The sequence below is a fragment of the Gemella haemolysans ATCC 10379 genome (genome assembly GCF_000173915.1).
GTDB lineage: Bacteria > Bacillota > Bacilli > Staphylococcales > Gemellaceae > Gemella > Gemella haemolysans.
Genome location: NZ_ACDZ02000005.1, coordinates 38,589 through 63,778 on the forward strand (window position 1 = coordinate 38,589; position 25,190 = coordinate 63,778).

The following is a 25,190-nucleotide window of genomic DNA, read 5'->3' on the forward strand; positions in this document are numbered from 1 at the left end:
CTCATATACACGTTGTTAAAATTTAGGTCTTTTGGGTCAGTCCTTTGTCTTTATTATGTTGAATTAATCTCTTTGTGTTATAATAAGATAGATAATAAATATAAGTGAGGTATTGAAAAAATGGTAAAAGTGTTATTTGTCTGTTTAGGAAATATCTGTCGTTCACCTATGGCAGAAGCAATATTCAGAGATATGGTAGAAAAAGAAGGTTTAAGTGAAAAAATCCTAATTGATTCAGCTGCAACAAGTAGTTGGGAACACGGTAATCCAGTTCACAGTGGAACTAGAAAAGAACTTGCTAAAGTTGGTATCGGGGTAGAAGGGATGTATTCTCGCATCCTAAACGATAATGACCTAGATGCAGATTATATCGTAGGAATGGATGACAGCAATATAGAAAATATTAAAAAATTTATTGCAGGTAGAGAAACAGGAGAGGTTAAAAAATTATTAGAATATGCTGGAGAAGATAGAATTATCGATGATCCGTGGTATACAGGAGATTTCAAAACAACATTCAATGATGTAACTAAAGGATGTACCGCTTTATTAGATAAAATCAAGAAAGACAATCTTTAATAGGGTAAAATAGGATATATACTAATATTAAATTAGATACAAGAAAGAAGGCTAAATGAATTTTAAAAAAATAATAATAGGAATAGTGGCATTAGTTGCTATAGTAGCAGTAGCTTTTGGAGTAAAATCACAATTTTCTCCAAAAAATAATCAACAAGATAGTGGAAATAGTCTTGTAGAAAACTCTTCGACAAACACTTCAAATATTCATACGAGTAATATAGTTAAAGAAGAACTTTATGCTGAAGGTCAAGGGAAGAAAATATACGGATACATAACGGCACCAAAAAATTATAAGGAACAAAAACTACCGACAATAATTGCTTCTCACGGTTTTGGAGGTAATGCTGAACGACAAGATTATTACGCTCAGAGTTTAGCGAAAGAAGGATATGTAGTTTACTCATTTGATTATATGGGTGGGAATAAAAATAGTCGAAGTGGAAATGATACTTTAAAAATGTCTGTATTTACAGAAGTTGATGATCTTGATGTAGTGGTAAATACACTAAAAAATCAAAACTTTGTAGATAAAAATAATATTTTCTTATTAGGTCAAAGTCAAGGTGGAGTTGTGTCTACTATTGAGGGTGCCAAACTTAAGGAAAAGATAAAAGGATTAATATTAGTATTCCCAGCGTTTGTATTATTTGATGATGCACGAGAATTATTCAAATCAGTATCAGATATTCCAGAAGTATATAATCACAGAGGAAACGAAGTAGGAAAAGCTTATTTTGAGAAACCATTAGACTATGATGTTTACAATGATATGAAGAATTATGATGGGAAAGTTCTTATTGTACATGGAACAAGCGATAATGTTGCACCGATAAGTTATTCGCGTCGAGCTATAGAAACTTTTAAAGATGCTAAATTAAAAGAAATTCCAGGAGCTGGTCATGGATTTAGAGGAGCTCAACAAGAAGAAGCCACTAAGGCAATTATTGATTTCGTAAGAGAAAGTATTTAAGGAGAAAATCATGATAAATATTAGAACAGTTGAATTAGAAGATGCTGAGCAGTTGGTAAATATTTATAGACCATATGTAGAACATACAGCCATTACCTTTGATTATACAGTACCAAGTGTACATGAGTTTGAAGAGAAAATTTCGAAATCTATTCAAAGATATCCGTTTTTAGTAGCAACAGAAGGAAATGACATACTAGGATATGCCTATGCTAGTGAGTTTTATCCAAAAGATGCATACAAATGGACAGCTGAGATTACAATCTATCTAGATGAAAAAGCTCGTGGTAAAGGTGTTGGAGAGAAGTTGTATTCTGAACTTGAAAAACAACTTTATGACAGGGGAATATGTAGATTGACGTCATGTATTGCCTATCCAGACGAAGGAAGTATTTCTTTCCATGAAAAAAGAGGGTTTAGAAAAGTAGCTCACTTTGAGAAAGTAGGTTATAAATTTAATCGTTGGTATGATGTAGTTTGGTATCAAAAAGATATTAGAGAAAATATTGAATAGAAGAAAGCCCCACAAGAAAATGAAAAGTCTTGTGGGGTTTAGTTTTTATTCTGACACTTTTTGAGCAAGTATCATAGCATATGGATAAGGAGAAGCTGCGATACTTTCTTCATATTTTATTATTCTCCAGTCTTTGTAATATTCTTTTAGTTCTCCTTCAATAAATGTAAATGGGAATGGTGTTAGTGGACAGCCTTGTTTTGTGGCGTTTAATGCACTGACTATTAAATTGAAACCGTTTTGGTTTGTTTGTTTTTTTATGTTAAAAATAACACTTTGAATTCTTGTCGGATTTAAATACATAAAAACATCAGTGGAGAAGATAAAGTCATAACTATCTTTAATGTTAGCTTCTGCTATATCGTGTTTAAATACATTAAGATTTAATTTTTCTTTAATTGAAATATCAGCGAGATCTTGTAAAAATTTGGCATTAATATCGACTGCTGTTATATTAAAATCCAATGATGAGAGGTATAAAGAATTTTTTCCCTGCCCGGCACCTAAATCTAAAGTTTTACATGCTTTTATATATTTCATCGCATTAACAATTTCTGCATGAGCAGGACTAAGATCATACTTATTAAAGAAATAGTCCTCAGGAGTGCAATAAAACTCCAAATGAAATTGTAAATCTGTAGAGGTAGGGTATATTCTAAAAATACGTTTGGGTTCAATTAATTCAATATTACTCTTTTTATTATATGAAAATTGCTTTAATATGTCGTTTTCTTCGTTAAGAAAAGTAAATTTCATTTTCCCTTTGACAATTATTAATTTTGTCCAAACACCTTGTTTTGTACAAAATCCTTCTCTATAGGTCTTAGGTAATGCCAGAGCAGTAAGGTTCGATGTTCGTTTAAAACAAAGTAAGTTATTTTCCATATGCTACTCCTTTCTGGATAATTTACTAATATTATATCACGTGAAAAGCTTGATTAAAAATGATAACCAAAAGAAATAATAAATAATATCAGAATATTAGAAAGAGAGATTAGTATAGTTGGAAGATTGCTATTTACAATGCTGTAATTTTGCATTATTATAGAAATAAGAGATAAATAAAGTAGGTGTATTTATGAGAACAATAGTAATTTCAGATATTCATGGGAGCTTTTATACGATGAAGAAATTATTAGATGAAGTAAATTTTAATAGGAAGAATGATAAACTTATTTGTTTAGGTGATATGTGTGATAGGGGGAAGAATACAAAGTTGGTTTGGGAATTTTTCTATAACCTTCAACAGGAAAATCCTCAGCATGTAGTGCTATTAGGAAATCACGAAGATATGTTTAACCTAGCGATAAAAGAGGCTATATATAGTAATAATCTTTCTGTTAGACAAGATCATTATTTTAGGAATAGTGGATTAACAACATTGCAATCATTCTATCCGGAAGCTACAGTAGAAACTAGAGGTATTTATTTTAAAAAATTTGCTGATGAATATAAGATTTTGAGAAAATGGATAAAGAACCTTCCAACAAGGTATGAGAGTTCAGATTACTATTTTATTCATGCCGGAGTAGATTTTACGAAGAATTTTTGGAATCAAACACATAGAGATATGATTTGGATAAGAGAACCCTTTTTAAGTAGTAATGAAAAATATAATAAAAAGGTATTTCATGGACATAGCCCTGTAAAAGAAGAGCCGTATTACGAAGAAAAAAGTAATAGAATAAATATAGATGGGGGTTGTGTTTACGGAGGGAAATTAAATATAGTAGTAATAGAAGAAGGAGATTTAAAGGTAAAACAAAGTTCTATTATAAAAGAAGATATTTATGAGAAATAAAAAAGGGCAGATATAGCTAAAATGCTAATATCTGCTCTTTTTAAACAAAAAAAAACCGAGCACATTTGTCTCGGTCTCTTATAGAAAAGGAAAGTTTATGAAGTTTATAACTATTTACTAGTTATGGATTAATTATAATCTCTCAACCTTAAATATACTTTAAATTTAGTTTTAAGTTTAAAATGACGAATTTTAAACTAATACTGATTTAATAATTTTTTAAAGGGTTAGTTTTATTATAAAATTAAAATTCTTATTTTAAGTAATAATAAAACTAAGAAATTTAAAATTACATAAATGTTTCCAAATATTTCTAAATTGTTACAAAATGTATTTTGTATTACAAAATTGAAAATCTATTGATTATGATTTATAAAATGAATTATAATATAGGAGTAGTCATTATTAAAGAAATTATTGATAAGGAGAAAATGCCTAATGAGAAAACAGGGATTAAAATTGACTGGTAAGGTTTTAGCAGGACTAGTGTTATTTTCAGGAATAACTGCAGTACCTACTAAAGCTATTGATGTACAACCTGCCGCTGTAGATGTAAATGTAAAAAACGTAAAAGCAAGTGTATATGAAAAAGAAGGGCACTTTTATGCTAAATTAGTAGCTGATAAAGAAGTAGCGAATGTTGTAGCGCGTATTACAACTGAAAATAAAGCTCAATTTTTATTAAAAAGAGACATTATCAAAGCTGGAGAAGAAGTTGTTGTAGAATTAGACATGAAAGCACAAGTTCCAACTAGAAAATTACCTCACACTGGTGTAAAAAAAGAATCATTCAATACTGTAACTAAGTTATCAGGGCACACATTCAAAATTGCTGTAAGTTACGAAGTAGCTACAGACGAAGTGAAAGCTCAACAAAAAGCTAACAATGACCTAAAAAAAGATCAGAATGCTAAAGGAGAACAATCAAAACCTTCAGCACCAGCTGTAGAAACTAAAAAACCAGCTGAGCAACCAAAACCAGTTGAACAACCAAAACCAGCTGCAACAGCTAAACCTGAAGAACAACCAAAAACTGGAGAAACTACAAAAACAGCTGAGACACCAAAAACTAGTGAAGCAGTAGCTAAACCGAACACACCGGTAAATGCAGTTCCATCAAATACACCAGGTGAATCAGGTCTTAGAAGTGTTATGTTAAATAATCCAAAAACAGAAGTGAAAACTGAAGTAAAAACGGCAACGAACACTGAAGTGAAAAACGATGCAACTAAGCAAACTACTCAAGCAGTAGCTACAACACCAGTTGCTGCAAGTAAAGAAGAACAAATTAAACAATCATTTATTAGACAATTAAATCAATTACGTAGTAATAACAATAAAAAACTGTTAGCAGAAAATGCAGCATTAAATACAGCAACGGCAGCTCGTGCTAACTACGTGGCAAATAATGGTGGAGTGCATGCGGGAGTTCATGGAATAGGTATTAACTTAGAACAAGAGGCTGCTAGAAATGCAGGGTTCCCAGGTGCGAATAATATCTTGTACAATGTAGTTCAAGTAGGAGATTCTGGATCGATTGATGAAATTGCTTATAATTTATTAAAAGAATTGTTCACTGAAGAGCACAACGTAACACCAGCTCATAAATACGGACACAGAAATACACTTCTTTCAGATACGTCATCATTAGTAGGTGTAGGAGTTAAAATAGTTAATGGTCAAGTATTCTTAGTACAACATCAAGATAACACAGGAGGGTATAACGGTTCAACTCCAACTCCTGGAAAATTCTTAGACAACAAGACTTATATTTAATAATTAATTTGAATAGTTATTAACAGCTAATTAAGTAAATCTTAGTTAGCTGTTTTTTATGTTATAAGTTTATTATTTTATATTAAATGAAAGTTGCATTAGCTGAAAATTTGGAATAACTAGCTTCTCAATATATCGTGCAGATGATGATGGAACTGGGCATGGACACAACTCAGGTATGTCAGTCGACTTTATGGTTCCAGTAAGTTCTGCATAAGGAGATCAACTTGCAGAATATCTGACTAAAAATATGAATGAATTAGGTGTATAGTATATTATTTGGAAACAAAGATTCTATATGCCACAATATAATATTTATGGGTCAGTGAATACATGGAATTTAATGCCAGATCGTGGTGGTGTAACTGCTAATCACTATGATCACGTACATGTGAGTTTTGTTAAATAAAATATAAAAAATTATAGACAACTAACAGATGGAATTGATTCTAAGTTAGTTGTCTATTTTTACATTAAAAAACTAAATAATACTTTTGATAGTGATACTATTTCACTTTAATGCAAACTACTTCTAACCGTTGATATAATAACGATATATTAAAGAAATAGATTTCTATACAATATCAAATTTTAAGACTTTTCGGAGAGAGTTCGGAGAGTTTTCGGAAACAAAAACACATAAAATAAGTGCCAGTAGTTCTATAAATAAATGAGATAACAGGTAGTATTTTACTATCTGTTTTTTCTTGTTAAATTAAAGTAGTTTAACAAGAATTTTGATTATTTCTAGTATATCGTTTTACTTTCTTTGTATGGCTATGGTATAATATTTTTTACGGGAACACGTTCATTTAAATAATGAGATTTATTTTTGTCTAGTGGTGCTATCACTAGACTTTTTTATTTTTTGTAACTACATTATAACTTTTATTCTTTAGAAGTATATGATATAATAACTTTAAAGGAAAAGGCGAACCGTTGGGACTTCGTCCGCCCTTTAAGTGATTTAAACAATTATTTACGCTTTGAGTTGTCGCTCTTGGCGTTTTTCTTTTTTCTAACTACATTATAACTTTCATTCTTTAGAAGTATATGATATAATAATTTTAAGGAAGATAAAAGGTACAGGTCATTTATCTTTACGAAAGTATAGATTTATTTTTTACGCTTTGGGTTGCCGCCCTTAGCGTTTTTCTTTTTTTATTAAATTTATAGTAAGTATTTTTAACTACACTTTTTTCTATATTTTTTCATGATGAATTTTAAGAGATAATAACTATTGATTTTTTATTTTTAATAGTTTATAATTACTGTAGTAAAAGAGTTTAGCAAATATTAGAAGACTTCTCAAAATTAAATGAGAGGTTCTTTTTTTTGTCTTTATTTTTCCAATAATGGTTAGCGAGGTTGTGCCATTGTGAATGAATGAGGGCAGGTTGGTCTTTAAGTTTTTTTATTTTTTGAGATTTTTAATAGGGGGGGCGGTCTTCTCAATTAAGGGAAGTATACCTCATACCTTTTATAGTAATATATCCTTATGCTATCCTTAGCCCTTGGCTTGGCTCATACCTTTGTATCTTTCAATCTTTCATCTTTAATGTTAAATACAATTAAACTAATTAATATTTATTCTTTTGTTTAAATCATTTAATCTTTTATTTATTCTTTTCATAATCATATTACATTCATTGATAACATATTAATCTAATCTACTTTCATACTATCTTTACATCTTAGTTCATTGTTACTAATTACTTGATGTATCTATCTATCACTAACAACAAACTTATTCAATCATGATACTTGTATCAAGTATATAGCTATATGGTATAAGGTGATTAGGTAACTGGAATAAGTCCAACAGATGTAGTACATATCAATCTACATTAGTTAGCCATCTATGAATATATGATGATATGATATAACCGAATGAATATATATTAGTGTTGCTTATCCTCTAGTATCTGATACCATTAATCAACTCAATTTAGATATCTATACATAATCTTAATTACTTGTATATGATTAGTATATATACTTAGCTACCTCTTGCATTAATGTAGCGAATGCAATTGTCACCATATAATATTACTTCTCTTGAATATCAATACTCTTGTAATTCTTTGTTAGATATTCTTTTAAGATAAATACCTTTTATATAGAACTACATAGAATAAACAAGCTCTTATATGCTCTAATATAATCAATGTACCTTGTATAATTACTAGGTTTGTATCTAGAGTAGAGAGCATACAAAAGATATACAGAGGGTTTAATATTTAATTTCTTTATGAAAAATATACAAACTAAAAAAATAAAGTTAGTGCAAAATGCACCAACTTAAATTAATTCACCTAAATAAAAATAGTAGTTTACTCTATTGCTTTGTTTTCTTCTCTACGTCTAATAAAATCAGTATCAACACTAATTAATTGTAATTGTTGATTGTCATTTAATTTAGCTTGTAACTCTTGATATGTACTGGGTTTAGGTATACTCATTTTTTCATCTTCTAATACTAATAAATAACCCTCTAGAGCTTCTTTGCTCATGTGTAACGCTTGTTCTAGGTTATCACTAAAAGTAATACAACCTTTTAAATCTGGAAATGTTATATCTATATAATCTTTTTCTTGTGTAAATACTGAATAATATCTATATTTCATGAAATAAACCTCCTATCAATAAACATTGTATCATTTCTTTTAATATATATACATACTTTCTAAAAAAATATATCATTTCATCTTAAAATATTCTTATTTTACTTTTCAATTTCTGAAATGATTTTTACCAAAAAATAGGTTTTTTCATCTAACTTCGGAGAGTTTTCGGAGAGTATTTTTAAAAAGTCAAGTGTACCAAGGCTCTAGAGTACTTATAAATTAAATTACATATTTAAAGATGATAAAAAAAGGGCTATTTAACTTAATCTTAATTACTAGAATTTTTTTAATCTTCACATGATTTCATTTCTAACAATTTAAAATTATTTCAAATAGCTATTACTAATTTCTGTTATTTACTTTCAGAACGTTTTAATTTATTAATCTCATAATCTAACCCTAATTTCTCAAGATGAAGTAACACTATTTCTTTACATTGATGTTCTTTTAGTCTACGTAAATATTTATTATATAGTTGTTTATTCATAACTCCATTATTCTCAAGTAAAACAATATCCTTAATGTATATTAGTAAATCATCTATAATATCGTAACTGATTTCATCTGATATTGTATCTAACATAGCATTATAATTTGTACAATAAAACGTTTCTACACCAGTTCTATAAAATATTTTTAATTCTAACATATAAATCTACTCCCTTTTAAAAATGTTATCTCATACCTTTATTGTAAATAATATTTTGTGTAATTACAAGGAGTTTTTAGTTAAATGTAGTAAATGATTTAAGTATCTAAGTAGTATCTACTTAAAGTAGGTTTTAACCGTGTATAATTCGATACGGTTAGAAAATATCTAAAGTAGTCGAATTCGACCAGTTTAGAATAAAATATATTTTTTGTGTTCTTCATGGTGTTTGTGGTTTATATCTTGAAAATATAGGTATTAAGTTGTTTCAAGTTCTTTTCTTAAAATTAAGAGCCATTTAAACGGTGTATAAGCATTCCAATTTTATTTTGGTGTAAAAATATCTTTCTATCTCTTGAAAGCTATTAGTATTTGAAATAATAGCAAAATAAAGAAAACTAATCTTGTTATCTTAACTTGATTAGTTTTCTATCTAAATATATTATTGTCAATTTTTGAAAAATACTCTTGAAGAGCTATTTTTATTAATTGTGTAATATCTTTCTTTATCCAATAGAATTGGTATGTAATATTTACTAATTATTACAGATTAATTCTTAAGATATTTGTAGTGGGCGTTCAAAATATCGTTTGAGTTTTATTACAATGCTTTCTATTAATCGTTGATATAACAGGCTTAGGACGTTGTAGCATTAATTGGCGTTACCTTGTTTCTACTTAGGGGGAATATATACTATATATATAATATATATATTTATTATTTATATTATATATATAGGAATAATGCTTTTAACGCCCGAATGTCATTTATCGTTGATATAACAACATTTTATCAATGGCGTTAACTCATTTTTTAATGTCTTTAATTGCCATTGTTAAGATGTTCTCTTATAACCTCTTAAATTACTTTTTTCTCCTCTTGAAATATTTTTCGAATATCTCCAATTTTCCAGTTTACTAAAAACATTACTAAAATCTTTAGTAGCTTGTACACCATTTAAAGTTGTTTTGTAGTTTCCAGTTAGTAAGAAGAAAAGTTCTTGTGTAGTAATATCATCTAGTAATACATCTTGAGAAATATCTTCTGTACTTGTTCCAGCGTTTAACATATCTGAAACGTATCTATGTAACCTAAACTTGTATTTACCATGTACAAGTTCTTTCCAGTTATGAGGAAATTTCATATTAGTAATATTCTTTATTTCATCAGTATATGGAATAGGTATAACATAGTTTTCTGTTTTTTCTTCCATCAATTTGCTAGTTTCTTCACTTAACAAAAGATTTTCATTTTTATTATACCACGTTCTGACTTCCGCCCATATTTGAAGTATTTCTTTTTCTTCTACGTTGAAAATTGATTTTTTAATTCTATCTTTATTGCATTCTAATACCCAAAATCTTCTGTTCCCTGTATGGTCTTTTAATATTTTGTTATCATTAGTAGTACCTAAGACTACAAACCCCCTGTGAAAATCTATTGGTTGAGCTTCGTATGGTATGCGTGTAGTATCTTTTCTTGAAGATAACCACGATTTAAATTCTTGTGTAGGTGTTCTTAATAAGGTGCTTAACTCGTCTAATTCAACTAGCCAACTTTGTGAAGTTTGTAAAATAGTATCATTGTTTAATTTACCTGTAACTTTTGTATAGAATTTATCTAGTGCTAAGCGTTCAAGAGTAGTGCTTTTTCCAATACCTTGACCACCGAATAATATTAACATTTCATCAAATTTACGACCTTTTTCGTAAAGTCTAGTAATACAAGCTAATAGATATTTTCGAGAAACTTCTCTATTAACTGAATTATCTTCGACCCCCAAACAGTCTATAAAGATTTTTTCCGCTCGTTCTATTCCGTCCCATTGTACAGCTTCTATAAGTTGCTTTATAGGGTGGTATCTGTTTTTTTCGCTTACTCCATATATTGCTGTTTTTATATCTTCTGTAGCAAAGGTAACTTTTTTTAGCTTTGATAAATCTAGCCTTAATAAGTTTATATCTTTGTTGTTTAGTGTTTCAAATTTTCCATCTCTCTTTATTTCTATTAAGTCTTTCACCTCATTAAATTTAATTTCTCTTAAATTTTCTATTGTATTCATTAAATCAAACAATGTAAAATCTCCTTTCTTATTTGCTGTTTTATTATTTTTATTTTCGTTTTTACCTGGAAACTTATTATCAAAACTATATTTTGTTTTAAAATAATTTACGTTACCTTTAGAGCGTTTTAGCTCTTCATTAAACATTTTTTGGTTTTCTTGTTCCCATTTAGGAGAACTGTTAGGAATATTTGCTAATAGTCTACTACATTCAAGCCCCGTAACATATTCTATTTCACCTGTTGTAACTGCTTTACAAAGTACCATAATACAAGGAATAAAATTACTTCTTTTCTCTAGATTTTTACTTTCTTTTTCAGTGTATTCTTTTACTCTTTGTATAGCTTCATCATGAGAAATTGAATAGTTTTCACAACTATTAAAGTATTGAAAATATTCTTGTTTTGGCTGTTGTACTGGAAATTTATTTCCTTGTAATTTTTTGATGAAAACATAGTTATTACTATTACATTTAGTGGTTATTGGTGCTCCTTGAGGTTGTGACCATGTGAAGCTATGTTCATCAAAATTCATATTTAACAGAGCCATAACATGAATTATAGTAGCTTTATACTCATTCTCATTCATTTTCTTTGTTGGCTCTAAAACAAGCCTAAAACGTGGTTTATCTTCCGTATGGTTAAGAGTAGCATACAATAAATATTTAAATTCCTGTAGTTCACATTTAATTAAATTAATTGCTTGATTACTGTTGAGTTCTATTTCATCAATATCAATTATAATTAAATCTCTATAATATAAATTCTCGTTATTCCTAATGATTGGCTTTTTCTCTTCCTCGCTAAATTCACCACTTACGAATTGAATAGCTTTATAACGTTTATAATTCTCTTTGTTTTCCGTATCTTCTATGATTTCTATCGGCGTTATTGCTATGGTTTCAAAAGGTGATAGTTTATGGTGTACTTTAGTAAGTTTATTTGTAGTTGTTCCAATTTGTTTATAAATCAAACTAACAACTCCTTTCTAAGTTTATTTTATTTGCTCTATATAGAAATGTAAGTCTAGTTAAAGCATTCAATGTAACAAAGTTTAGCTAACATTATTATTGATTGACTGACTGTTGATTGACTGACTGACAAATATTAAAAATATATATTTTAGTCATTGACTATGTATCATATCTTATAAAGTGTTACATAGCTATATATAGAGTTTTTTGTTCTTCTTAAGATATTTAACAACTCTTAATTATTCTTATTCCATATATCACCTACAAGAGGAATGAACAAAAATATTTTTTATTTTCATAGTTAAAGTTCTTCCCATTCCATGAAATTATCATTATAGAAACGCTCGTTTTTCCCTATGTATTGCAAAGTGAAATATTGGTCATGATGGTTTAGTAGTTTCATCAAACTTCTTATATCTTTAGTTCGCTCATAATAGAAATATGAGAATGTCTTTCTAAGTGAACTGCCACCAATATTATTTAGATTACATTCTTGACTTGCGGTTTTTATAATCTTGTTTACTTGATTTTCTGTTATTGGTTTATAACTTCTTTTTATCCTCAAAGACTTAAAAAGGAAGTCATCAGATTTCTTATCTAAACAATAATCTTTTATTAATTTCTGTAGTTTTTTACCTAATGGAAATAATATAACCTTTCTACCAACTATTACTGTTATTTCTTCCTTATCTAACACATCACTTACTTTTAATTTTACTAATTGATTTACTCGCATAGGTGTATTAATACCTAAGTTGAATAGCAAGTGATTTCTAGAATTTTGCTGTTTAAAATAACTATCAAGAGTTTTTATTTCTTCCTTGTTTTTTAACGGCTCTACATAATTCATTTTATTTGTTCCTTTCTAGCTTATAATATCGTTTAAGTTATCTAATCTAGACTGTACACAAGAAATAAATTTCATGTACTTAAAATTCAGAACTATTTAAACGGCGTATAAGCTGTTTATTTTCTTTTTTGGTATAATTTACCTTTTTATCTATTCTCGAACTCTAGCAAGCAAAATATTAGCTAATATAAGCTATTTTTCTTTTCTTTCCCATAACTTATCTAGCATATTGAACGCTTCTACAAGTTCAGAATGTTTCATTTTCACCTTTGTTTCAACTTCATTAATTAGAGATTTATGAATTGTTAAATAGTGGGCTTGATTAAAAATATCACTATTAAAAAATTCTTTTACAAGTTCCTCTTTATCTGTACAAAAAAATACCCTATTATCTTTGTAAAAATTGTTTACAGCTTCAATATACGTTTCTCTAAGAGTACGTAACTCATTATTTAGCTGTTCATATTCTAATAATGTTTTAATAGCATATTCTTTGAAGTCTTTTAATTCCATGGTTTCACCTCCAATTTAAAATTAGTTTTTTAGATTTTATAAAAATAACTAGTACTATGCTTAACAATAGTATTTTTAGTAAATTAACGCTTTTGTAGATTAAAATAAAGGCACGTACAAGCCGTTTAATTTCCTTTGATATGATTTCATCTAATGAATACTTTAAAAGGCTCATACGTGCTTAAAATAGCTACATTCTCATTTACTTATAAAACTACTGGCACTAGATTTTTAATTATTTTTAAAAATTGTTCTATCTCGTAAATGGTCTATACCAATTACAGAATATCGTTTGATACTCTATTAATATTTTGTAGTGCTTCTTTTACATTTTCTAGAGCGTCATATACTAAATAACTTAACTCTTTTGATGAATGAATAGCAAAGTCTTCTGTTAATAAGTGCAAATTTTTACCGTTTCGCACCTTATCCCAATATTTCCACAATTCTTCTTCTGTTATCTTTAAATTTTTATACTCATCTGTTGAGAGTGTTTGGATTGTTATGCAATGTGTAGCTAATATTTGAATTGAAACGTGTAAGCTTGCTAACCTTTGTATTATATCCTCAATATCCTTTATAACTTCGGTTAATTCTTTTTTATCTTCTATAATCTCGTTTAGTTCCATTTTTATTACCTCATAACTATCTTACTTTGTGATTTTCAAAAATATCATATACTTCTTGAATATCAAATAAATGTCTATTACCAACCTTTACATAATGAAGCCCTAACGCTTGTAGTTGCTCCATACTACTAGCCCCTATACTAAGGTACTTTTGTAGTTCGGTTCGTGTAAAGTATCTTTTTTCGGGGTTTATAGTGTTCATTTTTTCCTGTATAACTTCATTGATTAAATTAGCAATTTGCTCTTTAATCTTCAAACTTTGATTTTCAGTTAAAACAACTTCCATAATCTATTATTACCTTTCTTTAATAAAATACGTCCATAAATCGGGCTATAATGTAGGTGAAAGCATACACTAACGGAAACCCTACTAATGCTAAACATAAAGTATTAATGTACATTTCCTTGTACTCGTTATTTAATCTATTTTGTTTCATAATACTTTACCGCCTCTTAATTGTAAGTAGTAGTGTAAGCTGTTCTAGTTGGCAACGGTACACTACTTTGACTAGCATTGATAAGATTGATAATTCTTTGGCAAATATCTTTTTTATTGCTAAGCTCTTTAGTTTTCTTTATCAAGTCCGCCATTTTATCAACAGTATCAATAATTAAGCCTTGCTCATATAGATAAGCTTCACGCTCATTTAAAACATTAAGATTATGCTTGTTATGTTGCTCTAAGTACTCTAGTAGTTTGATAACCGCACGCCTTACAGCTTTACTTTCTCTTACTAATATTTGTTTGGCTTGTGAGTTTGATAATTTATACATTGGACGCTGTTCGCCTTTTTTATCTGTATAAAAGTTAACGGGCAGAAAATTTTGCTCGTTGATTTCCTCGTTAAATTCATCACGTATTATTTCAAGTAAAGTTTTATGTTGTAACATTGTTTTCTTTCCGTCTAGAGTTCTAAAATGGTTTATAACGTCTACAAGTTCAACGCTAGTCCACTGTGTTTTATTATTAATATCAGTAATATGTAATGTTTCACTTATTACCTCTACTGTATTGCCATCAACTTTTATTATATTTGTGTTTGTCATTGTCTTTTACCTCGTTTCTAGGGCGTGACAAAAAGCCCTTATTAAATTAAATAGATGAATAGAGTATAGTAATTCTATTCTTTCAAAAATAAATACCGTTCACTAAATAAATGTTTACATAGGTTCTAAAGTGTTCTTTAAATCTATAGAGTAGGTTTAAACACATTAGAAAATCTATTCAACAAATTAAGATAGATATATTTATTTTGAGCTTTGCTATTTACTAATAAGGGTTCTTACGATATAATAAAAGTAAGTTATTTTTTAGTAAATAGCGTTTTTCAAACCTTATAACGTTAGATTGTTTTGGCGAACTGATAACGGTATAAAGGTTCTTTTTTTTATCGTTCATTCAGTCAAATCACCCCCTATATAATATATATAATGATGAATGATGATATAATATAAATCATTGTTATTATTTTTTATTATTTGGTATAGGTGTGGTCATTTTGTCTACTTGAGAAGTGGCCATTTTGACCATTTCAGATATGGTCATTTTGTCTACTTCGATGTTCCCAATTCTTCCCACCCTATATATAATATATATAATGATGAATGATGATATAATAAATCTCTTTATTTATTCTTTTTTTATTCTTATGTATTGGTTGGCTCATTTTGAGCATTTCAGAATGGTTCATTTTGAACATTTCCATTTGCTCATTTTGAGCATTCCATTTGTTTTATTTAACAAATAGTTTTAGATAAGAATTTTTTTATTTAAACTGGCTCGCATTTTAATTTAATGCAAAGTTTTTTTATTTGTAGTATTCTGTTTTCATGCTAACGAAAATACTTCTGTTAAGTCAATTTCAAGAGCTTCTGAAATACGTTTTGCCATTTTCGGGCTAGATACTTCATCTCTTAATATCTTCCTTAGTGTTTCATCACTAATTCCACTAGCACGAGAAAAAGAATATTTATTATATCCTTTTAAAGCTAATAACTCTTGTAGTTTCTCAACATTTACAGTAAGTTTCATCTTCTCACCACCTTTTGTATTTTTTTGGTAATAACTAACTAAAAATTTTATTAAATAATATTTTTTATTTATTTTTTTAGTCGTTATTTGGTAACTTTAATTTTATTATAGTACCATCTTTTTTTAATGTCAAGCAATATTTAGTATTTTTTGGGTAAAAATTCTTTATTTTTTTGGGTGAATGTAATATAATCAATATAAAGGAGCTGAAAAAATGAAAATCATAATAAATAAAATAGCTGTAGGTCAAAGGATTAGACAGATTAGAATAAACGGTGGCTATACTTACGATAAATTCGGTGATTTTTTTGGGGCTAGTCGTGGAAATATTCAAGCGTGGGAATATGGAAAGGCACTACCTAATAAGGAAAGATTAGCTAATATCAGTAAAATGGCAGGTATTACGGTTAACGAACTACTACACGGTTCTATTGATGAGTTTTTAGAAAATAATATCGAAGTTCTTTTAACTAATAGTAAATATCCTTTTAAAGAAATTTTAGAAAACTACAATTTAAAAGAAGCGGTATTGATTTATATTGATAATCTAAATACCGTGAATAAAGAGAAAATTACAATTAATGAAATAGATAAGATAGAAAAATCATTTAATGAAGTTTTAGAAGGAATTATTAAGACTATAATAGATTATTATGAACGTGTTACAGATATTGTAAATAACAATAAGGAAATAACCCAAAAAGTACTTAGATACTATTTTCATGATAAATCAGATGTATTTAATAGGGAAATATACGATAAGAAGCTTACTTTTATGGAGTATGTTTATACGCTTGATGATTTTATTGAATTTATAATTAGTGATAATCTTGAAAATAAAATTAAATTTTTATACCATATCAAGCAGATAGAGATATTAATAGAAAAAGAGTTTGATGGATATTTTTTAAGTATTAAAACTACATTGAATACTTTTTCATTAAGTAGGTTACTCACTGTAAATACAGATTTTGGTGAAAGTTTACATCCTTATGTGAATTTTGCACAAGGTACAGATATGACTGTAGTAGAATTAAAGGCAAATAAATATAAGATAGATGATTTTAAGAATATCACAGGGTTATATATAGAAAGTGAAGATACTTTGTATTATTTGGCTCATTATAGAAGTATCGAAAAAGTACCATTAAATACAGAAGCACAATATTTTATCTTAAACCATGATAATTCTTATTTCATTTCTAAGATAACTGAAAAGCCTGATTGTAAGTATCTAGCCCCTATATTAGGTAAAATGGAGTAGATACAACGATATTAGTATCTGATTATAGTAATATGAAGCGAAACTAACTACAGATTTTTTAAAGGAAGTGAAACAATGTTTGATAAGATTGATAAGTTACAAGAGAAAATAGCAAAGCTTCGACCTTTAAACAAGACTGAACTTGAAAAGCTAAGAGAGAATTTTATTATAGAGAATACTTATAACTCTAACGCTATCGAGGGAAATACTCTTACTTTAAGGGAAACGGCTTTAATACTACAACAAGGTATTACCATTCAAGGTAAAAAGGTACGTGAACATTTAGAGGTAATAGGATACAAGGACGCTTTTTATTATATTCTAGATATTGTTAACGAGCCATTGACAAAACAAGTTATAAAAGATATACATAGCTTGGTTTTAATGCATGATAGAGAGAATAAAGGAGTATTTAGACGTGTTAACGTTCAAATATTAGGTTCAAGTCATAAGACTAGCGAACCACAAGAAATAGAAAGTAATATTGATGAATTGCTAGTTAAATATGAGGAGTGGAAACAACAACATCATATATTAAAGGCAATAGCTCTATTACACTTAGAATTTGAAAGTATTCATCCTTTTATAGATGGAAACGGAAGAACAGGAAGACTGCTTCTTAATTTTGAATTAATAAAACATGGACTGCTACCAGTAAATATTAAATTTACAGATAGGGAAAAGTACTACAATAGCTTTGATGAATATCATATTAATAACAATGCTGATTACTTAACTGACTTAATAGCGAATTATGAAATTGAAGAACTTGAAAAATACATTAGTATGATAGATTGTTAAAATTGAGTTTGAACAGTCAATCAATAGATTACAGTTCATAATGGAAAAATAAACTATTTTTTCCATTATGGAAACAGTATAGTAATTTAAAATGGAAAATCTAGAGGTTTTTTCCATTATCAATATCTCTAATGGTTATCAACTAATATTCTACAATCACTTAAATTTTTTAAATAAATGTGTTGTTTAACTGGAGAAAGAAGCGGTATTCTTGTATTTTTCTACTTGATTTAAGAAAAAATAGCATATAAACACAAATTTATATAGTTATGTAAACCACATTCTTATATTAGCTATTTAAACTACTTCTGAAAGGTTTCTTTATCTTTTGGAGTAATAACCCTAAAAATCTTTTTAAAGGCTGTATCATTTGAAATACAAGGTGTTTTTTTATGAGAAAGCTAACTTTATTTGACAAAATAAAAAAATCACTGAATTAAACCAGTGATTTTAGTAGAAAATGATATTTTGAATATATCTAATAAAGATAACTTCATTATATCATATCTTACATAATGTAGCTAACATTTTCATTTGTTTATAAAACTACTGGCACTAGTGAAAGGATAAACAGAGAATGATTAAAGAATATATTAACAGTAAAGACAATAAAAAATACTACGAGGTAAAAAATGAATACCTTGGTAAAAATGTTTATACAGGGAAAGAAAAAAGAATTTCTAAAAAAGGTTTTAGAACAAAGAGAGAAGCACAAAATTATATAGTTAAGGCTAAGAATGAGTTTTTAAATGGTAGTGTTTTTCTACAAAGTGAAAATATTACCTTTGGCCATGTATATAAACTTTGGGATGAACAACACAAAACACAAGTAAAAGAAAGTAGCTATCATACTATAAAAACTATTCTAGATAAAAGAATATTACCAGTTTTTAGAGAACTAAAAATCATTAATATTAAGTTGCCGTATTACCAAAATTATATAAACGAGGTATCAAAAACTTATAAAAAAGGCTATGTAACATTAATAAAAAGTACGATAGTTCAAATTTTAGATTATGCTGTTAAGATGGAGATAATACCTACTAACTATATGAAATTAACTAAAGTACCTAAAAAGATTGAAGAAAAGAAAAAGAACTATTACACAAAAAAAGAATTATTACAGTTTTTAAAAATAGTTAAAGAAAATTATTCAAGTGAAACTTATATAGCTTTTCGCATACTAGCTTTTACTGGTATTCGTTTAGGAGAGTTGAGGGCTTTGACATGGAAAGATATTAATTTTAAGAAAAAAACATTAACTATTAGTAAAAATATGATGAATATCGGAAGTAAGTCGAAAGTATCAACGACTAAAACAAAATCAAGCGAAAGAATTATATTCCTTGATGATGAAACTATTAAAGAATTGAAGAACTATAGAGAACTAGATAACTTTATAAGTATTAATAATGGAATATTTACAAAAAACTCAAGACATTATTTCAATGGTATGTTAATGAGAATATACAGAGATTTTCCAAAATTAAAACAGATAACCCCGCACGGTTTCCGCCATACTCATGCAACTTTATTATTTGAAAGTGACTTGAGTGCGAAAGAAATTCAAAATAGATTAGGTCACAAAGATATAACAACTACATTGAATACATACACTCATATTACAGATGAAAAAAGTAAAGAAACTACAGAAAAATTCTATAAATTCATGAGTGTTTAAAAGTCGGAGAGTTGACGGAGAGCAGTTTGCTAGATGTCTAATAGATTAAGGCTAATTTACATTAAAAAACTAAATAATACTTTTAAAAAATGTTCTGAAGTAGTATAATTATAGGTAAGTAATAGTGTAATTTGGAGGTAAATATGTCAGAGAAAAAAATGAACATGATAGTTTGTGGAGGGTGAAACTCGAAAATAGGGCCGGGGGCCTTGTCAGATATCCTAAGAGATCTTCCTAAAAAAGAAGATAAAAATTTAATAGTAGGATACGAATCTTCAGATGATGCAGCCGTTTATAAAATATCTGAAGATAAGGCGATTATTCAAACTTTAGATTTCTTTACAACAATGATTAACGATCCATATTTATATGGTCAAATTGCAGCAACTAATGCGCTTAGTGATGTGTATGCAATGGGTGGAGAAGTTATCTCAGCATTAAACATCGTTGCCTTTCCAGAAAATATGGACTTAGAAATATTACATCAAATATTAAAAGGTGGAGCTGAGAAAGTTCATGAAGCAGGGGGAGTGCTTGCTGGAGGGCACTCTATTCATGATGCTACACCAAAATATGGTTTATCAGTAACAGGAATTGTTCATCCTGATAAAATATTACAAAATAACAATTGTAAAGTAGGGGACTTATTAATAGTAACAAAACCTTTAGGAGTAAGTATTATTAATACAGCTCATATGGTTAAAGAGTGTTCTGAAGAAGCATTTTCTCAAAGCGTTAAACAAATGACAACACTTAATAAATATTCTGCTCAAATGATGAAAGATTTCAACGTAAATAGTTGTACAGATATCACAGGATTTGGTTTCCTAGGACATCTTGTAGAGATGTTAGATGGTAAACATTCGGCAGAAGTATATACAAAAGACATTCCGTATATTGGAGAAGCATATAAATGTGCTAATGAATTTGTTATTACTGCAGGAGGACAATTAAACAGAACGTTTGTTGAGCCAAATGTAGAATATCAGGTTAAAGACTTTGCATTAGAAGAAATCATGTATGATCCACAAACTTCAGGTGGGTTATTAATAAGCTTACCAGGGGATGAAGCACATGAATTATTAGAAAAACTTAATACTCTTGAAATTAAGAGTGCTATCGTAGGAAAAGTTATAGAAAAACAAGAAAAAGCAGTTATCGTTAAATAGAACTGTTATAAAAGGAGAATATAAGTATGAAAAAAGAAATTCTAGACGCACAAGGTTTAGCTTGTCCAATGCCAGTTATTCAAACAAAAAAATTATTAGTGAACAATGACGTGGTCGAAACAATTGTAGATAATTTTATTGCTACACAAAATTTAGAAAAAATGGCAACTCAATTAGGATATAACTTTGCAGTAAAAGAAGAAGCAAAAGATAAATATATCGTTACAATCTCTAAAGGAGAGGTTACTGAAGGTGTAGTTGTTGATACATTATGTGATACATGTGTTGTACCTGTAACTCAAGCTATACGTGTATTAGAAGAAGAAACAAAAGTCACGTTATTAGTAAAAACTGAAGACAGCGTTGAAAGTCTTAGAAAATTTGCTGATAAAAATAGTTATGAATTTAAAGTTTCTGATATTGAAGGTGGCTTTAAAGTAGAAATTACTAAGGAAGAAGGACCTCAATTAGAAGCTGTACCAGTTGTTAAGGATGATAGCTACATTGTTGTAATTAACAAAGATCAAATGGGGCATGGTAGTGAAGAGCTAGGTAAAAGATTAATAAAAGCTTATCTATATGCTTTAGGGGAACAAGAAGTACTACCTAAAAAAATTATTTTCTACAATAATGGAGGAGTTTTAGTAGATAAAACTCGTAGTCATGTAATTGAAGAATTAAAAATACTAGAAGACGCTGGTGTAGAAATAGTTTGTTGTGGGGCATGTATTGACTATCATAAGATTGACTTAGCACTTGGTAATCCAACAAACATGTACTTCATCGTAGAAGATATGAGAAAAGCGAACAAAGTAATTCAACCATAGGAGGAAATAGCGTGGAAGAAGGTTTAATCGTTTTTAATAGTACGCATGATTCGATAAAGGCTGATAACATTTGTTTAGAAAGAAAACTTGCAGCATCATTAATCCCTACGCATCCATCAATAAGTGTAGGATGTGGTTTTATGCTAAAAACAGCATGGGATAATTTTGATAACATTGTAAGAATGTTACAGGAAGAAAATATTGAATATCGAGGACTATATTATTCTAAAAAAACTGGAATCAAGAGAGCAATAAAAGAATTAGAAGATTATAAAATTAAATAAAATTTTGAATAGAGATTAACATAGAGAAAGTATAAAATGTTTGATTTAATTTTCTTAAATAATCTCTATTCTTAATATAGTGTAAAGGTGAAATATATGAATAACAATGTAATTATTGGTACGGCAGGGCACATCGATCATGGTAAGACTACATTGATTAAGGCTCTGAGCGGAATTGAGACAGATACTACTCAAGAAGAAAAAGACAGAGGGATGTCTATTAACCTTGGGTTCGCATATTTTGATCTACCGAGTGGAAAAAGATGTGGAGTTGTTGATGTTCCCGGCCATGAGAGGTTTATTAAAAATATGCTTGCAGGAGTTAGTGGTATAAACTTAGTTTTACTACTAGTTGATTCTAGGGAAGGAATCATGCCACAAACTAAAGAACATATTGATATTTTAACGTTATTAGGGATAGAAAATTATATTATCGTAATGACGAAAATAGATTTAGTTGAAGAAGAATATAGAGAATTAGTAAAAGAAGATATCCAAGAATTTATCTCAGGTACAGTTCTTGAAAATTCTCCGATAATTGAAGTTGACTCAATTAGTAAAAAAGGACTTGATACATTATTAGCTACAATTGATAAGAAAACAGAAGATATCGCAGCAAAAAATGTTGAGAAAAATGCTAGAATTAACATCGACCGTTCATTCCAAGTAAAAGGATTTGGAACAGTTGTAACGGGGACTCTTACAGAAGGTGTTATAAATGTAGGGGATGAATTAGTAATTTATCCAAAAGAAGTAAAAGCAAAAGTTAGGAATATTCAAGTTCACTCAAAAGATGTAGAAACTGCCTATGCAGGGCAAAGAACGGCTATAAACTTAGCGAATATTAAGTTTGATGATGTAAAACGAGGAGATACATTAGCCACTGCAGGTTCGTTAACAAAAACATACATGATTGATACTGAAATCAAACTAATAAATGATGAGAGAGCAAATCTTGAATTATGGGATAGAGTACGTATTTATATCGGTACAGAGGAAGTAATGGCACGTGTTGTACCGCTTGGAACAGACTTACTAAAAGCTGGAGAAAGTAGTTTTGCGCAACTTCGACTTGAAGAAGAAATTGCTGTTAAAAACTATGATAAATTTATTATTCGTACATACTCACCTATGATTACAATAGGTGGAGGGGTAATATTAGATGCTAATCCTAAAAAACATAGTCGATTTAACGAAGAAATCTTAGAAAAACTGAAAGTTCAACTTGAAGGTAATACAACTGATTTAATTGCTAACTATTTATTATCGCATACTGATTACTTAAATTCTAAAGAGAATATTTTAAAAGAACTTCAACTTCCTAAAGAAGAGGTTGAGGAGTCAATAATACAATTACTAGAAGGCACTACAATTTATGAAACAAAGTTAGGTTATATTCATAAGAAAAAATATGATGAAGTGTTAGAAAAACTGAAGAAACTATTAAGTGACTATCATAATAGATATAAATTAAAAGTAGGTATTCCTAAGATTGAAGTACTTTCTAAGTTTAAAATTTCTCAAAAAGAAATGTTGGAGTTATTAGATTTATTCATACTAAATAACGAAATTCGCCTAGAAGGTAATTTAGTTGCGGAAAAAGATTTCGAGGTTAACTATGATAAGAAACAACTGGCAGAAAAAGAAAGAATAGAAAAAGCATTATTAGATGGAGGATTCACACCTCCAAGTGTTAAAGAACTAACGAATGGTGAAAAACCAAAAGTTGAGTTGCTAGAATCCCTAATAGATAATACGATAGTTAGATTGGATGCAGATCTAGTTTTACATGAAAAAGTATTTAAAGATGCTGTCCAAAAAGTAGAAGATCATTTTAAAACTAATAATCAAATTGGACTGGCAGAATTTAGAGATATGACAGGTTCTAGTAGAAAGTATTCTATGGCTATTTTAGAGTATATGGATAAAATTGGTATAACTAGACGTTTAGACAATTATAGAGTTTTAGTTAAGAAATAAATATTGAAGGGGCTAGGTTGTTTATAACTTAGACGGGGTAAGTAATATGAGTTATTATTTTGATTACGGTGCGACATCACTAAAAAAACCAAAAGAAGTAGCTGATAAAGTCTATGAGGTATTGTCATCGGCAAAGTATGCTAATGCTTCAAGAGGTAGTTATTATGAAGCGAATAATGCATTCCGTGAAGTTTTTGAAGCGAGAAGTGACGTTGCAAAATTTTTCGGTATGAAGGAAGAAGATAGGGTTATCTTTACTAGTAATTCTACAGAAAGCTTAAATATTGCGATTTTAGGATTATTAGTAAAAGAAGATCATGTTATTACGACTTCTATGGAGCATAATTCAGTTTTAAGACCGATATATTTAGCACATGAAACAATAGGCTGTGAATATACTATTGTTAAAGCTGGTAAAACAGGATTAATCGATTATGATGAACTAGAAAAAGCTATTAAACCTAATACTAAGATGATTGCTATTACACATAGTTCCAACGTAACAGGAAGTATAGTGGATTTAGAGAAAGTTGCGGATATTTGTAAAAGACATAATATTATTTCAGTTGTAGATGCTTCGCAGACAGCAGGAGTAGTACCTATTAATATGGATGAGTTAGGAATAGATGTATTATGTTTTACTGGTCACAAAAGTTTATATGGACCACAAGGAATCGGTGGTCTATGCGTAAGACTTAAAGAACCAGAGATCAAGAGATTTAAAGTCGGTGGAAGTGGGGTTAGAACATTCGATGAGAAGCACCCTGGGGAATATCCACTACGTTTAGAAGCGGGTACTTTGAATACTTCTGGAATCCTAGGTTTACATGAGGGAATAAAATATATAAATAAGCATGGAATTGAAAATCTTTATAAAAAACAAATCGACTTTGCTGATAGATTCTATAATGAATTAAAAGACTTAGAGTGTTTAGAGTTTTATGGAGATTTCTCAAAAGATCGTACTGCGGTAGTAGCATTAAACTTCAAAGGAATATCAGCTTCAGATGTTGCAGATGTTCTTGCTGAAGAATATGATATTGCAGTTAGACCTGGAGCACATTGTGCACCTTTAATGCATGAAGTATTGGGAACAAAAGAACAAGGGATAGTAAGATTTTCGTTTTCAAGCATGAATACAGATGAGGAAGTAGACTACGCTATTAACGCTATAAAAACATTAGCAAAAGAGATTTAGGAGAAAT

Annotated in this window: 24 protein-coding genes; 14 read left to right on the forward strand and 10 right to left on the reverse strand. The window is 28.9% G+C overall.

Annotated features, from left to right (window positions below; genetic code table 11):
* The first annotated feature begins 120 nt into the window (after positions 1 to 120).
* Genes GEMHA0001_RS00960 through GEMHA0001_RS00970 form a run of 3 tightly spaced genes read left to right on the forward strand, consistent with a single transcriptional unit; the run spans position 121 to position 2,066 of the window.
* Positions 121 to 579, forward strand: a complete 459-nt coding sequence (locus GEMHA0001_RS00960; protein WP_004263552.1) for a low molecular weight protein-tyrosine-phosphatase — start codon at positions 121 to 123, stop codon at positions 577 to 579.
* Between the two features lie 55 nt (positions 580 to 634).
* On the forward strand, positions 635 to 1,552 hold the full coding sequence (locus GEMHA0001_RS00965; protein WP_004263452.1) for an alpha/beta hydrolase family protein: 918 nt from the start codon (positions 635 to 637) through the stop codon (positions 1,550 to 1,552).
* 10 nt (positions 1,553 to 1,562) lie between these two features.
* Positions 1,563 to 2,066 carry a GNAT family N-acetyltransferase gene (locus tag GEMHA0001_RS00970; RefSeq protein ID WP_004263592.1) on the forward strand — a complete coding sequence of 168 codons (504 nt, stop codon included), beginning with the start codon at positions 1,563 to 1,565 and terminating at the stop codon, positions 2,064 to 2,066.
* Positions 2,067 to 2,111: 45 nt separating this feature from the next.
* Here GEMHA0001_RS00970 and tehB read toward each other — a convergent pair whose 3' ends face one another.
* Positions 2,112 to 2,951: an SAM-dependent methyltransferase TehB gene (tehB, locus tag GEMHA0001_RS00975; protein WP_004263322.1), complete on the reverse strand. Its 840-nt coding sequence runs from the start codon at positions 2,949 to 2,951 to the stop codon at positions 2,112 to 2,114.
* A 193-nt stretch (positions 2,952 to 3,144) separates the two neighbouring features.
* Here tehB and GEMHA0001_RS00980 point away from each other — a divergent pair, with 193 nt between their 5' ends.
* From GEMHA0001_RS00980 to GEMHA0001_RS09410, 3 genes are all read left to right on the forward strand, one after another.
* A complete protein-coding gene (locus GEMHA0001_RS00980) occupies positions 3,145 to 3,867 on the forward strand; it encodes a metallophosphoesterase family protein (RefSeq protein WP_003143960.1) in 723 nt (240 codons plus the stop codon).
* 438 nt (positions 3,868 to 4,305) lie between these two features.
* Positions 4,306 to 5,643, forward strand: a complete 1,338-nt coding sequence (locus GEMHA0001_RS00985; protein WP_004263393.1) for a CAP domain-containing protein — start codon at positions 4,306 to 4,308, stop codon at positions 5,641 to 5,643.
* 277 nt (positions 5,644 to 5,920) lie between these two features.
* On the forward strand, positions 5,921 to 6,052 hold the full coding sequence (locus GEMHA0001_RS09410; RefSeq protein ID WP_472779901.1) for a hypothetical protein: 132 nt from the start codon (positions 5,921 to 5,923) through the stop codon (positions 6,050 to 6,052).
* Positions 6,053 to 7,976: 1,924 nt separating this feature from the next.
* On the opposite strand, the gene GEMHA0001_RS00990 is transcribed toward GEMHA0001_RS09410, so the two are convergent.
* The 9 genes from GEMHA0001_RS00990 to GEMHA0001_RS01030 all read right to left on the reverse strand — a co-directional run bounded on the left by GEMHA0001_RS00990 (position 7,977) and on the right by GEMHA0001_RS01030 (position 15,979).
* On the reverse strand, positions 7,977 to 8,270 hold the full coding sequence (locus tag GEMHA0001_RS00990; RefSeq protein WP_004263570.1) for a type II toxin-antitoxin system HicB family antitoxin: 294 nt from the start codon (positions 8,268 to 8,270) through the stop codon (positions 7,977 to 7,979).
* 352 nt (positions 8,271 to 8,622) lie between these two features.
* Positions 8,623 to 8,919, reverse strand: coding sequence for a hypothetical protein (locus GEMHA0001_RS00995; RefSeq protein WP_003144024.1), 297 nt, complete (start codon positions 8,917 to 8,919; stop codon positions 8,623 to 8,625).
* An 836-nt stretch (positions 8,920 to 9,755) separates the two neighbouring features.
* On the reverse strand, positions 9,756 to 11,954 hold the full coding sequence (locus GEMHA0001_RS01000) for a virulence-associated E family protein (RefSeq protein ID WP_004263647.1): 2,199 nt from the start codon (positions 11,952 to 11,954) through the stop codon (positions 9,756 to 9,758).
* A gap of 302 nt (positions 11,955 to 12,256) precedes the next feature.
* Positions 12,257 to 12,805 carry a tyrosine-type recombinase/integrase gene (locus GEMHA0001_RS01005; protein ID WP_003144028.1) on the reverse strand — a complete coding sequence of 183 codons (549 nt, stop codon included), beginning with the start codon at positions 12,803 to 12,805 and terminating at the stop codon, positions 12,257 to 12,259.
* 192 nt (positions 12,806 to 12,997) lie between these two features.
* Positions 12,998 to 13,318 (reverse strand): hypothetical protein, encoded by a 321-nt coding sequence (locus tag GEMHA0001_RS01010; protein WP_004263629.1) that lies wholly within the window; start codon positions 13,316 to 13,318, stop codon positions 12,998 to 13,000.
* A 278-nt stretch (positions 13,319 to 13,596) separates the two neighbouring features.
* A complete protein-coding gene (locus GEMHA0001_RS01015) occupies positions 13,597 to 13,947 on the reverse strand; it encodes a hypothetical protein (protein WP_004263347.1) in 351 nt (116 codons plus the stop codon).
* A 16-nt stretch (positions 13,948 to 13,963) separates the two neighbouring features.
* Complete coding sequence (locus tag GEMHA0001_RS01020) at positions 13,964 to 14,233, reverse strand: hypothetical protein (RefSeq protein ID WP_003144050.1); 270 nt, start codon at positions 14,231 to 14,233, stop codon at positions 13,964 to 13,966.
* A gap of 167 nt (positions 14,234 to 14,400) precedes the next feature.
* Positions 14,401 to 14,994 (reverse strand): hypothetical protein, encoded by a 594-nt coding sequence (locus GEMHA0001_RS01025; protein WP_004263524.1) that lies wholly within the window; start codon positions 14,992 to 14,994, stop codon positions 14,401 to 14,403.
* Positions 14,995 to 15,775: 781 nt separating this feature from the next.
* Positions 15,776 to 15,979, reverse strand: a complete 204-nt coding sequence (locus GEMHA0001_RS01030; RefSeq protein WP_003143975.1) for a helix-turn-helix domain-containing protein — start codon at positions 15,977 to 15,979, stop codon at positions 15,776 to 15,778.
* A 214-nt stretch (positions 15,980 to 16,193) separates the two neighbouring features.
* Between GEMHA0001_RS01030 and GEMHA0001_RS01035 the strand changes: the two genes are divergently transcribed.
* The 8 genes from GEMHA0001_RS01035 (at position 16,194) to GEMHA0001_RS01070 (ending at position 25,183) form a co-directional block, all read left to right on the forward strand.
* Positions 16,194 to 17,243, forward strand: a complete 1,050-nt coding sequence (locus GEMHA0001_RS01035) for a helix-turn-helix domain-containing protein (RefSeq protein WP_004263545.1) — start codon at positions 16,194 to 16,196, stop codon at positions 17,241 to 17,243.
* Between the two features lie 75 nt (positions 17,244 to 17,318).
* Positions 17,319 to 18,044 (forward strand): Fic family protein, encoded by a 726-nt coding sequence (locus tag GEMHA0001_RS01040; protein ID WP_004263439.1) that lies wholly within the window; start codon positions 17,319 to 17,321, stop codon positions 18,042 to 18,044.
* Positions 18,045 to 18,621: 577 nt separating this feature from the next.
* Positions 18,622 to 19,725 (forward strand): tyrosine-type recombinase/integrase, encoded by a 1,104-nt coding sequence (locus GEMHA0001_RS01045; protein ID WP_003144036.1) that lies wholly within the window; start codon positions 18,622 to 18,624, stop codon positions 19,723 to 19,725.
* A gap of 194 nt (positions 19,726 to 19,919) precedes the next feature.
* Complete coding sequence (gene selD / locus GEMHA0001_RS01050) at positions 19,920 to 20,894, forward strand: selenide, water dikinase SelD (RefSeq protein WP_224207491.1); 975 nt, start codon at positions 19,920 to 19,922, stop codon at positions 20,892 to 20,894.
* 26 nt (positions 20,895 to 20,920) lie between these two features.
* Positions 20,921 to 21,721, forward strand: a complete 801-nt coding sequence (gene yedF / locus GEMHA0001_RS01055) for a sulfurtransferase-like selenium metabolism protein YedF (RefSeq protein ID WP_004263339.1) — start codon at positions 20,921 to 20,923, stop codon at positions 21,719 to 21,721.
* A gap of 11 nt (positions 21,722 to 21,732) precedes the next feature.
* Complete coding sequence (locus GEMHA0001_RS01060) at positions 21,733 to 22,005, forward strand: putative Se/S carrier protein (RefSeq protein ID WP_004263415.1); 273 nt, start codon at positions 21,733 to 21,735, stop codon at positions 22,003 to 22,005.
* Between the two features lie 96 nt (positions 22,006 to 22,101).
* Positions 22,102 to 23,985, forward strand: coding sequence for a selenocysteine-specific translation elongation factor (gene selB / locus GEMHA0001_RS01065; protein ID WP_004263483.1), 1,884 nt, complete (start codon positions 22,102 to 22,104; stop codon positions 23,983 to 23,985).
* A 46-nt stretch (positions 23,986 to 24,031) separates the two neighbouring features.
* Complete coding sequence (locus GEMHA0001_RS01070; protein ID WP_003143990.1) at positions 24,032 to 25,183, forward strand: aminotransferase class V-fold PLP-dependent enzyme; 1,152 nt, start codon at positions 24,032 to 24,034, stop codon at positions 25,181 to 25,183.
* Positions 25,184 to 25,190: the final 7 nt, after the last annotated feature.

Bases quoted from the DNA above. Each gene is read 5' to 3' on its own strand.
- GEMHA0001_RS00960 (WP_004263552.1), top strand. From the start codon at position 121: ATGGTAAAAGTGTTATTTGTCTGTTTAGGAAATATCTGTCGTTCACCT.
- GEMHA0001_RS00965 (WP_004263452.1), top strand. From the start codon at position 635: ATGAATTTTAAAAAAATAATAATAGGAATAGTGGCATTAGTTGCTATA.
- GEMHA0001_RS00970 (WP_004263592.1), top strand. From the start codon at position 1,563: ATGATAAATATTAGAACAGTTGAATTAGAAGATGCTGAGCAGTTGGTA.
- tehB (WP_004263322.1), bottom strand. From the start codon at position 2,951: ATGGAAAATAACTTACTTTGTTTTAAACGAACATCGAACCTTACTGCT.
- GEMHA0001_RS00980 (WP_003143960.1), top strand. From the start codon at position 3,145: ATGAGAACAATAGTAATTTCAGATATTCATGGGAGCTTTTATACGATG.
- GEMHA0001_RS00985 (WP_004263393.1), top strand. From the start codon at position 4,306: ATGAGAAAACAGGGATTAAAATTGACTGGTAAGGTTTTAGCAGGACTA.
- GEMHA0001_RS00990 (WP_004263570.1), bottom strand. From the start codon at position 8,270: ATGAAATATAGATATTATTCAGTATTTACACAAGAAAAAGATTATATA.
- GEMHA0001_RS00995 (WP_003144024.1), bottom strand. From the start codon at position 8,919: ATGTTAGAATTAAAAATATTTTATAGAACTGGTGTAGAAACGTTTTAT.
- GEMHA0001_RS01005 (WP_003144028.1), bottom strand. From the start codon at position 12,805: ATGAATTATGTAGAGCCGTTAAAAAACAAGGAAGAAATAAAAACTCTT.
- GEMHA0001_RS01010 (WP_004263629.1), bottom strand. From the start codon at position 13,318: ATGGAATTAAAAGACTTCAAAGAATATGCTATTAAAACATTATTAGAA.
- GEMHA0001_RS01015 (WP_004263347.1), bottom strand. From the start codon at position 13,947: ATGGAACTAAACGAGATTATAGAAGATAAAAAAGAATTAACCGAAGTT.
- GEMHA0001_RS01020 (WP_003144050.1), bottom strand. From the start codon at position 14,233: ATGGAAGTTGTTTTAACTGAAAATCAAAGTTTGAAGATTAAAGAGCAA.
- GEMHA0001_RS01025 (WP_004263524.1), bottom strand. From the start codon at position 14,994: ATGACAAACACAAATATAATAAAAGTTGATGGCAATACAGTAGAGGTA.
- GEMHA0001_RS01030 (WP_003143975.1), bottom strand. From the start codon at position 15,979: ATGAAACTTACTGTAAATGTTGAGAAACTACAAGAGTTATTAGCTTTA.
- GEMHA0001_RS01035 (WP_004263545.1), top strand. From the start codon at position 16,194: ATGAAAATCATAATAAATAAAATAGCTGTAGGTCAAAGGATTAGACAG.
- GEMHA0001_RS01040 (WP_004263439.1), top strand. From the start codon at position 17,319: ATGTTTGATAAGATTGATAAGTTACAAGAGAAAATAGCAAAGCTTCGA.
- GEMHA0001_RS01045 (WP_003144036.1), top strand. From the start codon at position 18,622: ATGATTAAAGAATATATTAACAGTAAAGACAATAAAAAATACTACGAG.
- yedF (WP_004263339.1), top strand. From the start codon at position 20,921: ATGAAAAAAGAAATTCTAGACGCACAAGGTTTAGCTTGTCCAATGCCA.
- selB (WP_004263483.1), top strand. From the start codon at position 22,102: ATGAATAACAATGTAATTATTGGTACGGCAGGGCACATCGATCATGGT.
- GEMHA0001_RS01070 (WP_003143990.1), top strand. From the start codon at position 24,032: ATGAGTTATTATTTTGATTACGGTGCGACATCACTAAAAAAACCAAAA.